This window comes from Nafulsella turpanensis ZLM-10, assembly GCF_000346615.1.
In the GTDB taxonomy this organism is placed as follows: domain Bacteria; phylum Bacteroidota; class Bacteroidia; order Cytophagales; family Cyclobacteriaceae; genus Nafulsella; species Nafulsella turpanensis.
Genome location: NZ_ANNU01000002.1, coordinates 84,679 through 101,744 on the forward strand (window position 1 = coordinate 84,679; position 17,066 = coordinate 101,744).

The window sequence follows — 17,066 nt, forward strand, 5'->3', positions numbered from 1 at the left end:
ACGGTTAAGCGCTGCTTTTTCAGCCCTTTCTTTTCCCCCGGCAATTTCAGGGATGCACCTTACCTTAAGGCATCAGATTTATCGGTTCTGTTTTCCGGATCACCTATCAGGTAGCCATATGGGTTCAGAGGCTCCACATGGTCAAAAATAACCTTGAGCATACCCAGGAAAGGAATAAAGAGAATCATGCCGGCAACTCCCCAAAGGTAGCCGCCCACCAGCACCGCCATAATGGTAAAGAGCGGATTTAAGCGCACTTTAGTGCCCACTATTTTAGGCGTCAGGTAATAGTTTTCCAGCAGCTGCACAAACACAAACAAGCCCAGTACAGCGAAAAAAGGCCACAGTGCCTCGTTATTGATTAAAGAAGCGATTAACGGAAGACCTGCGCCGATAATAATTCCGATATAGGGAATCAGGTCCAGGAAGGCCGCAAGCACTCCAAAAAAGATCCCCTGTTTGATCCCTATCAGGGTTAAGCCTACGGAATTAATTACCGCGACTATCCCAATTACAATCAGGCGACCCGCCAGGTACTGCTGGCTTACTTTGGCCACTTCTCTACTTACTTCTTCCGCTTCCTCTTTTTTTGGAGAGATCTTCCTGATAAAGTTAATAAAGACATGGCGGTACAGCAGCATCAGGAAAACATATACCAATACCACAATAATGCCTATTATTGCAGCTACTGTCCCCATGGCAATGGATTTTAAACCGGAGAGGAAGCCGGAGAGGTAAGAGGTTATATCAAAGCCCCCCATGTTTCCTCCCTGCTGATTACTGCTATTGGAATTATTCCCCAGCACCTGCCCGATATCAATGCCGAGCTTCGATTCCAGGAAATTCTTTACCTGGTCCAGCATAGCGGTAAACTGCTGCTGAATGCTGGACATCTGAGAGGTAAAGCCGGCTGCCTGGCTCACCAAAAACAAGATAAGCCCCAGCATGAAAAGCAGCAGGATAAAAACGCATATCCCTGAAGACCATTTCCTGGAAGCCCCCTTCCTCTCACAGAATTTAGCTGCCGGCCAGAGAAGCATAGAGAACAATACCGCAAGCGCAACCGGAATCAAAAAGCTACGGGCATGATAGAGGCCGAAAAAAAACAAAACGATAAACAGCAGGATGTAGCTGTAATAGGTAATGGAGCTTTTCCTGAAATTAACTATTTCCATAGAGGAGTACTTTTCTTCAAATTGATTAAACAAACCCTGTTTAATTAATCGTTGAAAAGAAAAGTTGTTTCAGCAGTGGCTGTTTAATTTCTCTATCCCAAACTTCAGGGAGCTTTTTTATTCCACCGTTTCACTGACCCGCCGGGTTAGGGTTTGCAGGGCCTGATAATAATTTTCATAACTTCCCGGGGAGCCGGCTAAGTACAGGAAAGGTTCTATCAGCTCCAGTTCCATCAGGCAAAAAGTGCCATTTATCTGAACCCCATCTACCCTTGCATAGAGGCAGTCCCGGGCAAAAGCCGCGATATATCTTTTTGCCTGCTCCAGCAGGGCCTCGGGAGCTGTCTGGGGGTGTACACTTCCGCCATGTACATGCTGTACCCGGAAGTCGCCACTCTTCGCCCTCTTTAACAGGCAATGGCTAAACTGCCCATTAAAAAATACCAGTGACCATTCTCCTTCTTCCTGGATCTGAGAAATAAAAGGCTGCACCAGAAAAGCTTCCTGCTCCAGCAGCAGGTTGAGCCTGCCGGAAAGTTCTTCGGCTTCTTTACGGTTAAAAGAGAAAGTGTTTTTTGCGCCTCCACTTACGGCCGGTTTCACAATCAGCTGCTCTGTTGCAAAATGGTCGAAATATTTTTCCAGCGATACCTTTTCTCCTTTTTCCAACAGCTCAAAAGGAATCAGCGGCAAGCCGGCCGCTTCAATATCTTTCAGGTAATGCTTATCGCTATTCCAGCGAACGATGGCCGAAGGGTTTAGCAACGGCACTTCTAACTGATCCAGCCGGTTTAACCAGTGGAGGAAAGCCTCGTACTTATCGAAATAATCCCAGGGAGCTTTCAGCAGTACCCAATCGTAAGCTGCCCAGTCCACCTCCGGGTCATCCCATATTTCTTTTCTGACCTGCAGCCCCCTGGCCTGCAGATATTCGAGTAATAAAGTGTTTTCCTCTTCGATGAGCGAAAACTTCCCGGAGCCCTGGTAACAAACAAACGCAATGTCCATTCTATTTTTTTTGCCGCAATGATACATTAAAAACTTTTAAACAGAGGCACAAAGCTTCCTCAGGCCGCCTTTTTTAACACTTTCCCCTTTTGCTCAGCCAGACCGGTTGGTTCTTTTCGTCTTCCCTTTACAGGAAGGGAAATACTTAGCAGGCTCGTCAGTAATAGCAAGTAGAGGTACCAGGCATAAGGCAGCACATCGAAATAGGCCAGGCTCCCTTCGGTAAAGCTGAGCAGAATGAGCATCTGGGCTCCATAGGGAAGCAGCCCCTGCACAAAACAGGCAAAAATATCGAGTAAGGCCGCCACTTTTCGTTTGTCCACTCCAAACTGGAGGCTTATTTCCCTGGCCAGCGGACCTGCAATAACGATAGAAACCGTATTATTGGCTATGGCCATATTCGTCGTTCCTACCAGAGCTCCAATTCCCAGTTGGGCTGTTTTGGGGGTGTGAATGGCGCCCTTAACCTTTCTGAGCAGGAAGTCAATACCCCCGGCTTCCGCCACCATGGCGGCCAGACCACCCGTAAGCATCGACAGGAGAAAAATATCCGTCATGCCGGTAAAACCTTTGTATACTTCCTGGCTAATGCCAAGCCAGCCGAAATCGCCTGCCAGAATACCAGACAAACCGGAAAACAGGGTACCAATGGTTAGCACATTAAAAACGTTTACGCCTGCAACCGCCAGCCCCACCACCAGCAGGTAGGGAAGAATTCTCCATAAGGCCAGCGGGGCACTTTCTTCCCCGGCTCCTACTACCGCCTCCGCATAAAAGCCGCTTAGCAGGAGCAGGATAATGGTGAGCAAGGCAGCGGGTCCTGCTATGCGGAGATTGATTCTGAATTTATCCTTCATTTCACATTCCTGCGTTTGGGTAGCAGCAATGGTCGTGTCGGAAATCATGGAAAGGTTATCGCCAAACATAGCCCCTCCCAAAAGCGCGCCCATCATCAGGGGCAGCGAAATACCACTTTCTGCTGCCAGCCCAGCAGCGATAGGCCCCAAAGCCACTATGGCCCCTACAGAGGTTCCGGTGGCGGTGGAGAGAAAAGCGGCCAGCACAAAGATGCCGAGGGCCAGGTACTGAAGCGGAATAAGATGAAGGCCCAGCTGAACCGTAGCCTCAACTCCTCCCATGGCTGCTGTAACGGTGGCAAATGCCCCAGCCAGGAGGTAGATAAGGCACATGGTAATGATTTTACTATCGCCACAGCCCCGGATGAGGGCCGCCACCTTGGCATCGGCGGAACCCCTCAGGATCAAAAAAGCAGCAATAACCCCCAACACCACCGCTACCGGCGCACTAAAGGCATAAAAGTCATCGAGCAAAAGCCCGGTTCCAAGAAAAGAAAGAACAAATACCAGAAAAGGGAGGAGTGCCCACCCTCCTGCATTCGGAATGGTTTTCATTTTTGAAGAAGTTAATAAGGGAACAATAGAAAGGTCGCCAGTGCCTCGTCCACAGCTTAAGTGGCCTAAAAGGAAGCCTGGCTAATCTGACTTTCCGGAATTAACGGAAAGTGCTAAAAGAATGATAAAAGGAATTAATTACAACAGCAACAACAACAGCCAGACGTCACCCATTGGAGGGATGATTTGGGGGAATAGGAATGCTGAAACTTCAGGCTGCTGCTAGGTGATTTTTTCATCTCGGTATTTATATTTTCCTTGTCAGGACAGGAATTAGCACCTTGGTAGAGCCTCAAAGGCCTGCGCCAGGTTGCCAGAGTTTCACAGAGCCTGTCTCTCCACTCTTCTGTATAAATAAAAACTCCTGAACAGGAGCACTGCAAAAGTATATGCCAGCTGCCATTTTGCCAAGACCTGCAGGAAAAACCTTATTGTGAAAAAGAAGTAAAAGGAAAGAATATAAAAAGAGAAGCAGGCTGCGGAGACCCAGGAAGTTGTAAATTTGAAAAACCGGCAGGTGGAGAGTACCTGAAATTGAAATGGCCACAGGAGAAGTTTTTCCTCTCAAAAAATGCTCTTTTTGCCTGGGGTGAAAAAAACCTTTAATAGCTACCAGAAACAGGACTGACTGTTTCCATAAGACTTCCATCTTCACTTTTTAAGGTGCTTTTTGCTGGCTGGCTATAACAGAATGTTATTTTCCTTAGTTTCTGTACAAACCACATGAAACAACCATCATTTAAGTACTTATTAAGCCTGCTGATTTTTATCACCGGGGTGGCCACGATGCTATTCCTGGCCTTTCTTCTTCAGCAGAAAGACGGTCCTTTAACCAGTGGGCACAAACTTTCTTTAGGGGCAGGCTTCCTGCTTGTACTGATTAATACCGGCCTGGCTTTTTTCTTTTCCCGAAGGATGGAGAAGAAGTATCAGGAACAGGCCCTCCAGAACCGGCAATTGTTCCAGGAAAACCCCACTCCCATGTGGGTATTCGATAAGGATAGCCTGGCCTTTGTCGCTGTAAACGAAGCAGCTGTACAGCAGTATGGCTACTCAAAGGAGGAATTTCTGCAAATGAGCATCCTGGATATCCGGCCACCTGAAGACAAGCAAAAAGTCAGGGACAATGTAAGCGATGCTCCCCAGGGCTATTACAGTACAGGAATCTGGCGTCATCTCCGGAAGGATGGAACCTTCATACATGTTAAAATTTCCAGCCATGGCATCATTTTCAGAAACCGTCCTTCTGAAATCATTCTCGTATATGATGTGAGCCAGCAGGTGCGCTATGAAGAGGAAAGGGAGGAGCTGCTGAACAGCCTGCTGCACCAGAATCATCAGCTGGAGGAGTTCGCCAATATTGTTTCGCACCAGCTCCGGGCGCCGGTTGCCAATCTGTTAGGTCTGGCCCAGTTATTTAAAATTTCCAGCCCTGAAGAGGTAAGCGAGATTATCCAGAAAATAAATCTTTCTGCCCAGCGCTTAGACAGGTCCATTAAAGAAGTGGCGCTTCTGATAGAGAAAAGGAAAGACCTGAGTGCCCCTAAAGAAGAGGTCGAGCTCGAAGAAGTTTTACAACAGTCAAGTTACTACCTTGAACACCAGATACAACGCTCCGGCGCTTCCATTACCCATGACTTCCGGGCACTGCCAATTCTTTGCAGCGTACGTACCTATGTGCAGGATATTATCAACAACCTGCTCACCAATGCCATCAAATACCGCGATCCGGAGAAAAAGGTTAAAATCCGTCTCCGCTCTTTCAGGAAAGACAAGCGGGCTTACATTAGCATCCAGGATAATGGCCTCGGGCTGGATCTGGAAAAGTATGGAGAGGCGATTGGGAAACCATTTACCCGCTTCCACTTCCATGTTCCGGGGAGCGGTATAGGCTTGTCGCTGGTAAAAACCCAGCTCGAATTACTGGAAGGAGACATCCGTTTCAGGAGTAGCCCCGGCGAAGGAATGGAGGTTGTGCTGTCCTTTCCTCTGTAAACTGAAAATACCAGTAACAAAGGTAACATCGGAGAACCTAATATTACCCGGTAACACTCTGCGTAATGATAATATAATATGAATACTGTTCCCTATACGCCGCTCTTTCTATTCCGCTGTTGAAAATAAAACAAAAAAGGCGGGGATCTTATCCTCTGTCACACGATCTTACAGGTCCGGTGCAGGAAACAGAGCAGCTAGTGCCTGTTAGCCTGGTTCGATGGTCGTGATGGATGCGTACTTCCCGAAGGAATGAGCGCCATTCAAGGAGCATAAACCTCTATACCTAAAAGCATTTACACCAATACCCGCCATATGTACTTCTAAACTCTTCCAGTCCCTTTAAATTGTACATTCGCCTGCTATCCTGTTCAGGTATTTCTTTTCTCTCACAAACTCTCACTGCCTTCTTATCCTTCCTGAGGAGGACGGAAGAAGATTTCTGTTGTTGCGCTCATCATCATGCCCACAGTTTACTTACTCCCACACCTTTTCTGCGAAGAGGAGCAGGAAGGATATTGGCGGTTATTCTCACCACTGAGCTGATAAAAGCCAACTCGCTTACTTTTTACTACCTTCCTAAGCTCCTCTTTTCCAATAGTGTTAATTACCTGTAGTAACATTGATAACACCATTAATACCAGTAATCATGAGTTACTGTAAGTCCTTTGCTATGCCTGGTCATGTCTTTAAGCAGACAGCCCGGCGACCTCATTTCTCCTTCTGAAACCTGCACCACCTTCTCCTTTGCCACGGTCCTAATGAGCTACCTCCTGTGGAGAACCATAAAAATGGAGATAAGGTACTATAATCACGGATTTTACCGTCTCCCATCCTTTCCGCTTAAAATCAAAAAATGAACATCAATCATATCAGTAACCTTCATAACTTTAGTAACAATAATAACTACCATAATAAAAGTATCATTCTCCATATAGAAAAGCACGATAATAGTGATAATATAAAGAATACACCACCTGCTGCCCCTGAAAAGAAAAATGCCCTTAATCCACTCTTGCAAAAAAGAATTAAAACTCCACTTCTACTCCAATGCTTCTTTCCCGGAGGTTGTACATTTCGGGCTTTAGGTTGCCTTAATGAAACCATTACTGCGCCAAAAAATGTTTAATACCGGTAACATTAGTAACAGGGTGACATCTCTTTCAGGTGAATGAAGAGCCTCATTAACATAATTTTGGTCGCTTGATATACAAACCATTAAGTGTAGCGTATTGGACAAATCTCCGGTAAAAGAAACATGCTCCTCACCACCATTTTGAAAGAAAGAATAAAAGTTTGAAAAGGAAGCTACCAGTAATCTCATTAGCATCCGTAACATTCAGAACACCGGGTTACTGAGCGTGTTATAGTGGCAGAGCAGCCTTTTATACTAAAAATGATGAATATAGAATGCAGAAAAGTAAACTCAGCTGATCCCGCTTTTAATAAAAGGGTTTAAAGAAAGTAAGTCATCCTAATTTAAACTGAACCCGGAATCAGGAGTGTGAAAAAGCCAGGCTGTTTCTGATGAATCAACATTCCGTGTCCTGCTGACGTTAGCGGAGGCCGTGCGGGAAGCCTCTTTCCACCTAACATAATCTTTTTAAACTTCAGGTATTTGAAGGATTTCTCCTGCCGTCGAAATGACAAAATTAGAGTTAAAGGTATTTATCAGACACAGCTTAGAAAATGTCCTCCTTTAACGTGAGGTATGGAATGAAAACACCATTAAGCAACTTCTAAAACAGCTTAAACAGACTCGTCATCCTGCATGGGTGGCCCCAGGGCTGCAGGGATCTCAGCCTGTTTAGTATAATCCATGCTCAGGATTCCGGATTTCCCTTGCTCTTCGTCCGGAATGACGGTAGGTGACAGACCTTAGAAGAACCTACCATTCCCGGGTTCACGTTTATTAAAGCGATTTCTGCACTGCCCGGAATCTTTAAATATTTCACCCCTTAAAAAGCCAACAGCCTTTACAGGAAGAACCGGTTTTGTTTACTGAAATAAAAAAAAGGAAGGGAAACAGCATTTTTACTGAAAGGGAAAATGCCTGGTGGAGAGAATATGATTAGTTGAAAAAGTTACCTGGTAACACTGGTAATAAAAATAACCCGGCAAACACCTTGTTCACCGGGTTAATATTGTTGCTGATTAACCTGCTCTTCCTCTACGGATGCGCTGGGCTCTTTCCTGCTCCCTTTCCTTTAACTTATCCGGCCTGGGCTTTATCTCCCCGGCCGATTCAAACAACATATCCAGCGCTTCGTGCATGGCATCCTTCTGGGTATAATAAGAGTCTTCCGTAACCCGAATCATGTGCACATAATCTTTCAGTTTCTCCAGGTAGTCTTCCCGAATCACGAAGGTTTGCCGCAGGTCTTTCGGCACTTCTTCCTCCTGCTTCACCACCTGGGGCGGCTGGGCATCCTTTTCAGAAGGTGGGGTCGAAACCAGACTTTTGATCCCCCTCTTCTCATTTAAATTGGTTTTATCTATTGCTGATTTAAAGCTTTTCCTCTGGGCCATTCTTCACCATGTTTATCGTGTTACTCATATTAATCATAACACCTGTATTATCAAAAAATTATCTCTCTTTCTTACGGGCGGACTAAAATTTCATCTACCAGCGAGGCATAATCTACCGCCCCGTAGCTTTTTGGATTATAGGAAAAAATATCCTGCCAGTGGCTGGGCGCCTCGGCCAGGGTAACATTATCCCGAATCACCGTCCGGAACACCTTATCCTTAAAGTGCTCCTGTACCAGCTCGGCAATGTCACGATTCAGCACCTTACGGCCATCAAACTGGGTGGTAAACACCCCGCTGATGTGCAGATTCGGGTTGATATTTTCCTTTACCAGGTCCACTATCTCGAATAATTTATCCAGACCGTGCAGAGCCAGGAACTGTGCCTGCAGGGGAATATATATTTCATCGGCAGCGGCAAAAGCGTTTATGGTAATCAGTCCCAGCGAAGGCGCACAGTCCAGCAGGATATAATCATACTGATCGCGCACCTTTTCCACCAGCTTTTTCAGAATTGTTTCGCGGGCTATTTTAGAGGCCAGCTCCACTTCTGCCCCGGCCAGGTCAAGAGTAGAGGCTACCACATGCAGGGTGTCACGCAGCTCATAAGGGCGCAGTTCATACTCTCCAATCAGGGAACCATACACAGTATACTCCGGGTCCTGTATTCCGAAGCACTGGGTAAGGTTCGCCTGCGGATCCATGTCGATCAGCAATACTCGTTTGCCCTTATTCGCCAGGCCTGCACCAATGTTTACGGTAGAAGTGGTTTTACCTACGCCCCCTTTGTGGTTGCTTAATGCAATGACTTTAGTCATGTCCTTATTATAATTAGTATTGAAATTAAGATGAACCCAAAGAATACAGTAGACACTGTATTACTGATGTTACTCGTATTACTACTATTCTTTGTATTGCTAATATTGTAATTATTCTTCCAACGAACAATAGCAAATCATAACTTCCAAAAAACTTTCTATCCCATAGCGGAAATATCAAAAGTGCTGCCAACCTTTTTTCCTTTTGTTTCGTCTTTTTGGCGGAAACCTTTTAAATATTGCACGCATTTTCTTACTTTCATTCCTTCTCTTTATATTTGCCTGTCACCCTAACCATTGCTGTATGTCCTTTTCCAGAATTATAGCCGTTTGCATTACTTTCCTGCTCCTTAGCTCCGCTGTCGCAGAGGCCCAAACTTTCAGGAAGTTCAGAAACCGCTATAATCAGCGGATGTACAGACACGGGCAGGTAAGCTTTACAGCCGGGGCAGGCCTCAGCACTTACTTCGGCGACCTTAAAGCAAATGAAACCGACCTTTGGGCAAAACCTAGCATACAGCTGGGATTAATGTACCGCTACAACAACCATCTCCACTTCCGATCAGAGCTCACCTGGTATCGCATTTCGGGTGCAGATTCCTTAAATGATTTCGAAAATACCATCGTTGATCGAAATTTGTCTTTCCGCTCCGATAACTTTGAGTGGAATGTGGTAGCCCTCTGGCAGTTTTATAATAAATACTCCCGTTATAACAGGCCCACCCTAAACCCATATGCTTTTGCAGGGACAGGAATTACGACGAATAATCCTAAAACACGCTATGAGGGAGAGTGGGTAGCATTACAGCCGCTGGAGACGGAGGGGGTTAACTATGGGAGGATTACACTGGTGATCCCTGCCGGACTGGGTCTTACTTATCATGCCAGTCCCAAGTGGGATATCTCAGCAGAGTTTGGATACCGCATTACCTTTACAGATTATCTCGATGATGCCAGCACCAATTACCGGGATCCGGAAAGTTTTGGAGAGGATGAACTGGCCCGGGAGCTTGCTGACAGAAGAGATGAGCTTGGTTATACTCCCCGCTATACGGGTTCCAATTACAGAGGAAACCCTTCTAATAATGACTGGTATCTTATCACTGGACTAAAAGTAAACTACTCTCCGGGTGCTATAAATAACAGGCGATACCGGCGCTCGAAATACAGGTAAAAGCATTTACTTTCTCTTTCCTGTCATCACTCTTCCCATTTCCTGAAAAACAGCTCTAATAACTCCATAGTGTTCCCTTCGTTAAATGGACTTAAAGTTTCTTTTGAATAGATGACTCTACCTGTTTTTGTCAAAAAACACATAAAGTTGAGGCAAGACATTAGTAACAGAAACCTAAACAGGGTCAATTTTTCCTGTCCCAGACTGTTCTGGTTCAACAAAGAATACCAGATAACCTTTCAACAGGTTTGGGCATTAAAAATGATAATGGTCTTGGCCTGTAGATTGTTCGGCACCAGATGGCTTAACAGCTTATTGGCAGTTTCTTCTTTTCGTTCACCAATAGAGAGTAATGGATGGGCGGGCATTTTGAAACAGGAAATCGATCTACCAGGCTTATAAATGATCAACCAGTATACACCCAATTGCTCCTTACCGAATGGTTCCATAGGTGCTTCTATCTGGAACCCTCCACTATACTCCTACTCCGGGAGGAGTTTTCCCTTGAGTCCAATCGCTGGTGTTGAATATTATTCGATGATTTTGTATTAGCTGTAGCTTCTACGACGGAATGAAAGGAACTGAGGAAGTTTACGCAGTGGCTTAAGGAAGCGGGTATAAAATTTCGGGTGAAGATTGTTTTTCTTCCAGGCCATAAAGTCTTCCTTGTTTGCCCGAAGACGGTTCTTGAGGCTACGATTGCTTTCGCCACCTACCCTCATCTTCACTAATGTATCAGGAATGTAATGGGTACTGATACCATGCTTATAGAGCAGGCGGAGCATCAGTTCATAATCTGCCGCACTCTTGAATTCAGTATCATAGAGGCCGAAACGTTCATAAAAGACCTTTTTCACATAAAAAGTCGGGTGGGGCGGCATCCATCCCCTTTGAAAGCGATTCCTTTTATATTCCCCGCTCCGCCAGTCCCGGACAACCCGAAGGGTATCATGCTGGGCCACATAATGCAAATCAGCATACACACTATCGACAGCGTTTTGTTGAAAAGCTTTTGCAATTTTGGAAACGACCCCAGAGTGATAAAACAAATCATCGGAATGTAACAGGCCCACCACATCGCCACTGGCCAGTTTTATTCCTTTATTGATGGCATCATACAGCCCCTTGTCGGGCTCCGAAATAAACCTGCTAATTCTGCTGCCATAGCCTTTTACCAGTTCAAGCGTACCATCCGTCGAAGCGCCATCCACGATAATGTACTCCAAATCAGGATAGTCCTGGCCAAGTACCGATTCGATGGTTTCGCGAATAGTATTGATATTATTATATACAACTGTTACAACAGATATTTTCACAGCAGTTTTTTGTTATCAGATGCCAAATTGCTTAACACTTAACAACAAATGTATCCTTCTTTCCAGTTAACTAAAAATCAAAACCAGAAGGAGAGTTGACATGTCATGTAAGAATTGTGTATGGAATGTATGAAGTTTGGGATTTACATAGAAGACAAACTTCAGAAGGATAAGGAAGCTTCTTGTATGGCTGAGGCTCAATGTTTTCAGAAGCCAGCCTTTTCTATAGAAAATGATTTCCCTGCCATACAGTGACCTTTTTTGGGAGGAATGAGACCAGAGACATCTGGTTCAGACAGCCTTGCAAGCCCTCTTTTATCTGTTATGTATTCCTTTTGAAGGTTTTAGCTGGAAATCGGGGAAGAATTTCCGGGTATGAGGTGCTTTAAAATTGCAGGGAAGATGCCGGCTGTGGTGTTCCATCCTTCTCACAAGCTCTCTCCATTCTCTATTTCCCGCTCCCTTACTGGCAGAGCCGGGTTTCCCTGGTAAATAGTATAAGCCTGGAGTGCTTTGGTTGCGACAGAATTAACCGCCAGCACCGAATGGCTCCCACATTTCACTCCCGGGCAGACGACGCTCTGTGCTCCTATCCATACCCCGTTCTCCAACACAATTTTCCCTACCATCAGGTCGAAGCTGGTCCTGCGGTAGTCGTGGTTGCCGGTCAGCAGCATGGCCCCCTGCGAAATACAAACATTATTCCCTAATTGCACCAGGACAAGATTATCAATCCACACCCCCTCTCCAATCCAGCAGTGGTGACCCATTTCCACCAGCCAGGGATATTTAATGTTCACCCCGGGCTTTATCACTACTCCCTTCCCAACTTTAGCGCCAAAAAGGCGCAGCAGGAGCACCTTTAAACTGCTCAGTGGATTCAGTGGATTGATAAAGAACAAGATATTGCAAAAGTACCAGAGCAACTGCTTAAATTTGCTCCCACCCGGATTGTACCAACTGTTATCGAATTTATGAAGATTGACTGTAAGCTTTTCCGACATTTTAAAAGAAGTTGCGGTGATACAGCAAAGATAAGAAGGTCTGAAAGAAATGAATGAAACAAGGAAATTTTTATAAAACTTATAGTTCCAACATTCACCAAGCAATTTCCGTCTTTCTGCAAATACCACTTATTTAACCGTAAGACAATTAAAGCAAAATTCGGCCTACTTCGCCTTCTCCTTTTTAGTTTTTATTTGGATTTATTTGTAGATTTGAATGTTTGGGCATCTAGATCCAGTCCATTTAGAGTCCAAAGATGTAAGAAAAACCCAAAGATTGTATGAAAATAAAATTTTACTTATTAAGTAGTTTATTCTCTCTCCTTAGCATGGCAGCCTTTTCCCAAACTGCCGGTGATTTCCGTTCAGCGGCCTCGGGGAACTGGAATGATCCCGCCACCTGGCAAACTTTCAACGGAACCAGCTGGGTTGCTGCCTCAAATTATCCTACGTCTACTGACGGATATATTATATTAGTAGGAGGGAATACTGTGACAATCCCTTCGGCTGTGTCTATCAAAGCAGACCAGGTTCTTGTTCAGGAAAAGGCCCAATTATTGATTGCTAAGGATGCAACTTTAGATTTGGTTAATGGTTTGGGCACTGAACTTGATATTTCACAAGCGGTAAGCGGCACAACTCCTGGAATAGTAAAGGTAAGGGGTCTTCTAAAAGCAAATAATGAGGCTCTTATTTCATCAACTGTAAGCTCTTTGTTTGTAGAGGATGGAGGAACCTATCAGCACCATTATACAATGACCAATGGAAATATCCCATCCGCTAACTGGGGAACAGGTTCTACTCTGTTAATCAGTGGATTAACTTCAAGTGAAGCAGCTCCAGGGAACCTTTCTCAGGATTTCCATCATGTAGTCTGGAATACACCAGACCTTAATAATACCAATGATGTAATTAACATTGTACCTGGGACGGATCTTAAAAATATTGGAGGAAATCTTTCTATCCTGCATTCAGGTTCTGCTTCTCTCACTTTTTCCGGTGAAGCTACAGAAGGGCTTTCCATCAATAATAATTTTAGCATCAGCAACAATTCAAACGTTGAAATTAACGGAAGTGTTCTGGTGAATAAGACATTAGAGTTATCCAACAGCACCCTTCTAAATTCAGGTGGATTAACATTGGCTGAGGGGGCTACTTTTCTTTTTGAAGGTACTTCCGTGCTGAATGGGGTTTCCCCTACTGCAAGAGGGGGCTATAGTGTCCATTATAAAAGTCAAAATACTCCTGTAACTACCGGTTTGGAATTTCCTTCTGGTGGAACCCCTTTGCTCAATTTAACTGTAGAAAACGGTACCCTCAGCTTATCAAACCCTGACACCGTTAATGGTACACTTCGCATTTTGACTTCAGGTACTTTACTCTTAAATGGAAAAGATATTTACCTGAAAGGAGATTTTTTTAATGCCGGCACCCTGGAAGCAGGAACAAATAAAGTGGCCTTTATTGGCGTAAGTCCTCAACTGATTGAAGGTACTTCTGTTACTACTTTTTATGATCTGGAAATTTTAAATTCAACCGCACCTGGACTAACAGCCTATTCGCCCGTAAATATCATTAATTCGGTTGTGCTTGGTGAAGGAGTTACCTTTGATCCGGATGGAGGGGACCTGGCTACAGATGGAGGGAACAATGTCACTCTCCTATCCACTTCCCTGAACCAGGCTGCCTTTATTGCCCCTGTTCCAGCAACCTCACAAATAGCAGGTAACATAGTTTTACAACACTATATTCCTCCAGTACCTATGTACCGGTATTTAACCACCGCCACTAAAAACTTGATACTAGATCAGTGGACAGATGACTTTGAGGTTTATGGGAGCTATGCGGGAGGACCTGGGGGTAATGCTTCTATGTATGTATATGATGAACCTCAGGGAAAGTTCCTTGCCTACCCGGGAAGCTCTGGTTCTTTAAGCTCACCCATTGAGGTGGGAAAAGGATATACAGCATACTTGGATGAGGCAACTACTCCGACAATTATTGACACCAGAGGTCGGGTAATTTCAGGTGGTTTTTCTTTTCCATTAACATACACTATCAATTCACCTGTTCCAGGAGACAATCAGATCGGCAATCCTTATCCATCTTCTATTGAATGGGCTTCTCCTTACTGGCATAGGGAAAATGTAAGCCCAAGTATAAGAATATATAAAAGAGTTAGCGGCAAAAATGTTTATTTAACCTTAAATGCAATTACAGGAATAGGATTAAATGCTGAAAATACTCGAATAGCAAGTGGTCAGGCATTTTTTGCAGAAGCAATCGGACCTAACCCTCTACTTTCTGCAACAGAAAGCGTAAAAATTGCTACTGCAAGCAAACCATCTATTGAGGATGTAATCGTTGTTACACTTTCCAATAGTACTTTCCAGGATCAACTGGCTTTAGCCTTCAGAGAAGGTGCAACAGAAAATTATGATGGGAGATTTGATAGCAAAAAAATAAAAAACTCTTCTATTAACCTATATTCACAGGCTCCCGATGGAAAAGTAATTGCTCAGAATGTACAAAACTGGTTTTCCTGTACTCTGGATTTCCCAATGGTTATTGACCTTGCTCCAGCTGGTTCTTACCAGCTTAGCTTCAGCCATTTGGAAAGTTTGAGTAAAGAAGTCGATATTTTATTGCAAGACAATTTCCTGAATTCCAGTACATTGTTGACTCCTGAAACAATTTATCAATTTGATATTACTTCAGATCCATTAACCTATGGTTCTGATCGGTTCAGTTTAATCTTAAGCTATTCCATACCTGAAGTTACTTCTATTACCTATACAGGTTCCTGCAGTGAAGAGATTCCTGTTACAGTGAATGGAACAGTAGCGGGTAAAAACTACCAGCTATTCAAAGGCACTACAGCTGTCACTGTTCCTGTAGCGGCCACCTCTGATGTTACCTCTTTCATGATCAGTAAGGCAGATCTTACAGAAGGAATCAATACCATCAGTATCCAGGGCGCACATCCTGGCTGTACTCCTGTTAGCATGGCAACAGAACTGCAGCTGGATTATAGCGGAAGCTACACCATCAGCAGCACAACAGGAGCAACCTCCTGTACCACAGGAGCAGTAACTTTAACAGCGGCTGCCTCCTCGGAAAAAGCTTTCTACCGCTGGTATGAAAGCTCAACAGCGGCAACTCCCCTCCAGGAAGGGACCGCAGGTACATTTACAACACCTGTACTGCAGCAATCAGCCACCTATTATGTTGCAGCTGTAAATGCTTATGGATGTGAAAGCCAAAGAGTAGCCGTGGAGGCTGTTATTTTAGCCGTACCTGAAGTTACTTCCATCACCTATACAGGTTCCTGCAGTGAAGAGATTCCTGTTACAGTGAATGGAACAGTAGCGGGTAAAAACTACCAGCTATTCAAAGGCACTACAGCTGTCACTGTTCCTGTAGCGGCCACCTCTGATGTTACCTCTTTCATGATCAGTAAGGCAGATCTTACAGAAGGAATCAATACCATCAGTATCCAGGGCGCACATCCTGGCTGTACTCCTGTTAGCATGGCAACAGAACTGCAGCTGGATTATAGCGGAAGCTACACCATCAGCAGCACAACAGGAGCAACCTCCTGTACCACAGGAGCAGTAACTTTAACAGCGGCTGCCTCCTCGGAAAAAGCTTTCTACCGCTGGTATGAAAGCTCAACAGCGGCAACTCCCCTCCAGGAAGGGACCGCAGGTACATTTACAACACCTGTACTGCAGCAATCAGCCACCTATTATGTTGCAGCTGTAAATGCTTATGGATGTGAAAGCCAAAGAGTAGCCGTGGAGGCTGTTATTCAAAATTTTGAAAAGCCTGTAATAATTATTGAAGATGGTAAGTTAGTTTCCAGCTATACAACAGGAAACCAATGGCTACTAAATGGTTCTCCAATTGCGAATGCAAATGGGACCAGTTTTACACCTACAGAAGATGGGACCTACGACCTGGAGGTGAATAACGATGGATGTTTATTATTAGCAGATGAAATAGCATTTACCATCACGGGAATTGATGAAGAGGATGAAAGTGTCTTCATCTCCTTATACCCCAATCCTGCTCAGAGCTCCTTTAAGGTTGAAGGGACATTAATAGCTGGAAACACGAAAGGAACATATTATATTTACCAGCTGAACGGAACTATTGTACAACATGGTAGCATTACAAATGAAGAAAATGTTATCAACATTGAAAGTTTAGATTCTGGTCTCTTTTTAATTAGGATAAAAGCAGGTGAAAAGGTTTTCTTTGAAAAATTGATAAAAAGATAGATGAAAAAAGCATTAAAAAGTGGAGGGAAGTTGGCTTTCCTCTTTTTCTTCTTAAATATTAGTTATCTCTATTCACAAGTACCTAATAATGGAAATAATCCAAATAATATTCCTATTGATGGAGGAGCCTCCCTACTTGCCGCTGCCGGAGTAGCATATGGGATAAAGAAGTACCGGGATTTTAGAAAAAACTCCTCCGAACAGGAAGATAATATGTAATTTAAAGCCCTGTTTAACGACAGGGCTTTTTTCATGGAAGAAATTAAAATTATTTGCTGTAGGTGCTAACCAATAACATGAAATGATACCTATATTGAAGAGGAAAGAACCTTCTGAAGCGAAGACAGTCTAA

The 17,066-nt window shown here is 44.3% G+C and carries 11 protein-coding genes and 1 riboswitch; of the genes, 4 read left to right on the forward strand and 7 right to left on the reverse strand.

What is annotated here, in order from left to right:
* Positions 1-59: 59 nt before the first annotated feature.
* From F752_RS23230 to F752_RS0100525, 3 genes are all read right to left on the reverse strand, one after another.
* On the reverse strand, positions 60-1,175 hold the full coding sequence (locus F752_RS23230; RefSeq protein WP_152424977.1) for an AI-2E family transporter: 1,116 nt from the start codon (positions 1,173-1,175) through the stop codon (positions 60-62).
* Between the two features lie 117 nt (positions 1,176-1,292).
* Entirely contained in the window at positions 1,293-2,183 is an 891-nt protein-coding gene (locus tag F752_RS0100520) for an ATP-grasp domain-containing protein (RefSeq protein WP_017729765.1), read from the reverse strand.
* A 59-nt stretch (positions 2,184-2,242) separates the two neighbouring features.
* Positions 2,243-3,622 (reverse strand): Na+/H+ antiporter NhaC family protein, encoded by a 1,380-nt coding sequence (locus F752_RS0100525; protein WP_262491824.1) that lies wholly within the window; start codon positions 3,620-3,622, stop codon positions 2,243-2,245.
* A gap of 217 nt (positions 3,623-3,839) precedes the next feature.
* Positions 3,840-3,952: riboswitch (SAM riboswitch) on the reverse strand.
* 366 nt (positions 3,953-4,318) lie between these two features.
* On the opposite strand from F752_RS0100525, the gene F752_RS0100535 reads away from it, so the two are divergent.
* Positions 4,319-5,590 carry a PAS domain-containing sensor histidine kinase gene (locus tag F752_RS0100535; RefSeq protein ID WP_017729768.1) on the forward strand — a complete coding sequence of 424 codons (1,272 nt, stop codon included), beginning with the start codon at positions 4,319-4,321 and terminating at the stop codon, positions 5,588-5,590.
* 2,154 nt (positions 5,591-7,744) lie between these two features.
* Here the strand turns inward: F752_RS0100535 and F752_RS0100555 are convergent.
* Positions 7,745-8,119 carry a hypothetical protein gene (locus F752_RS0100555; protein ID WP_017729771.1) on the reverse strand — a complete coding sequence of 125 codons (375 nt, stop codon included), beginning with the start codon at positions 8,117-8,119 and terminating at the stop codon, positions 7,745-7,747.
* A gap of 71 nt (positions 8,120-8,190) precedes the next feature.
* On the reverse strand, positions 8,191-8,937 hold the full coding sequence (locus tag F752_RS0100560; protein WP_017729772.1) for a ParA family protein: 747 nt from the start codon (positions 8,935-8,937) through the stop codon (positions 8,191-8,193).
* 304 nt (positions 8,938-9,241) lie between these two features.
* Between F752_RS0100560 and F752_RS25095 the strand changes: the two genes are divergently transcribed.
* A complete protein-coding gene (locus F752_RS25095; RefSeq protein ID WP_081604483.1) occupies positions 9,242-10,111 on the forward strand; it encodes a DUF6089 family protein in 870 nt (289 codons plus the stop codon).
* Between the two features lie 548 nt (positions 10,112-10,659).
* Here F752_RS25095 and F752_RS0100585 read toward each other — a convergent pair.
* A complete protein-coding gene (locus tag F752_RS0100585; protein ID WP_017729777.1) occupies positions 10,660-11,427 on the reverse strand; it encodes a glycosyltransferase family 2 protein in 768 nt (255 codons plus the stop codon).
* A 428-nt stretch (positions 11,428-11,855) separates the two neighbouring features.
* The gene (locus F752_RS0100595) at positions 11,856-12,431 is read right to left on the reverse strand and encodes a putative colanic acid biosynthesis acetyltransferase (RefSeq protein ID WP_017729779.1); all 576 of its coding nucleotides are present in this window, start codon (positions 12,429-12,431) and stop codon (positions 11,856-11,858) included.
* Positions 12,432-12,712: 281 nt separating this feature from the next.
* On the opposite strand from F752_RS0100595, the gene F752_RS0100600 reads away from it, so the two are divergent.
* Positions 12,713-16,714, forward strand: a complete 4,002-nt coding sequence (locus F752_RS0100600; RefSeq protein WP_017729780.1) for an Ig-like domain-containing protein — start codon at positions 12,713-12,715, stop codon at positions 16,712-16,714.
* On the forward strand, positions 16,715-16,933 hold the full coding sequence (locus F752_RS23240) for a PID-CTERM protein-sorting domain-containing protein (protein WP_017729781.1): 219 nt from the start codon (positions 16,715-16,717) through the stop codon (positions 16,931-16,933).
* Positions 16,934-17,066: the final 133 nt, after the last annotated feature.

Bases quoted from the DNA above. Each gene is read 5' to 3' on its own strand.
- F752_RS23230 (WP_152424977.1), bottom strand. From the start codon at position 1,175: ATGGAAATAGTTAATTTCAGGAAAAGCTCCATTACCTATTACAGCTAC.
- F752_RS0100520 (WP_017729765.1), bottom strand. From the start codon at position 2,183: ATGGACATTGCGTTTGTTTGTTACCAGGGCTCCGGGAAGTTTTCGCTC.
- F752_RS0100535 (WP_017729768.1), top strand. From the start codon at position 4,319: ATGAAACAACCATCATTTAAGTACTTATTAAGCCTGCTGATTTTTATC.
- F752_RS0100555 (WP_017729771.1), bottom strand. From the start codon at position 8,119: ATGGCCCAGAGGAAAAGCTTTAAATCAGCAATAGATAAAACCAATTTA.
- F752_RS0100560 (WP_017729772.1), bottom strand. From the start codon at position 8,937: ATGACTAAAGTCATTGCATTAAGCAACCACAAAGGGGGCGTAGGTAAA.
- F752_RS25095 (WP_081604483.1), top strand. From the start codon at position 9,242: ATGTCCTTTTCCAGAATTATAGCCGTTTGCATTACTTTCCTGCTCCTT.
- F752_RS0100595 (WP_017729779.1), bottom strand. From the start codon at position 12,431: ATGTCGGAAAAGCTTACAGTCAATCTTCATAAATTCGATAACAGTTGG.
- F752_RS0100600 (WP_017729780.1), top strand. From the start codon at position 12,713: ATGAAAATAAAATTTTACTTATTAAGTAGTTTATTCTCTCTCCTTAGC.
- F752_RS23240 (WP_017729781.1), top strand. From the start codon at position 16,715: ATGAAAAAAGCATTAAAAAGTGGAGGGAAGTTGGCTTTCCTCTTTTTC.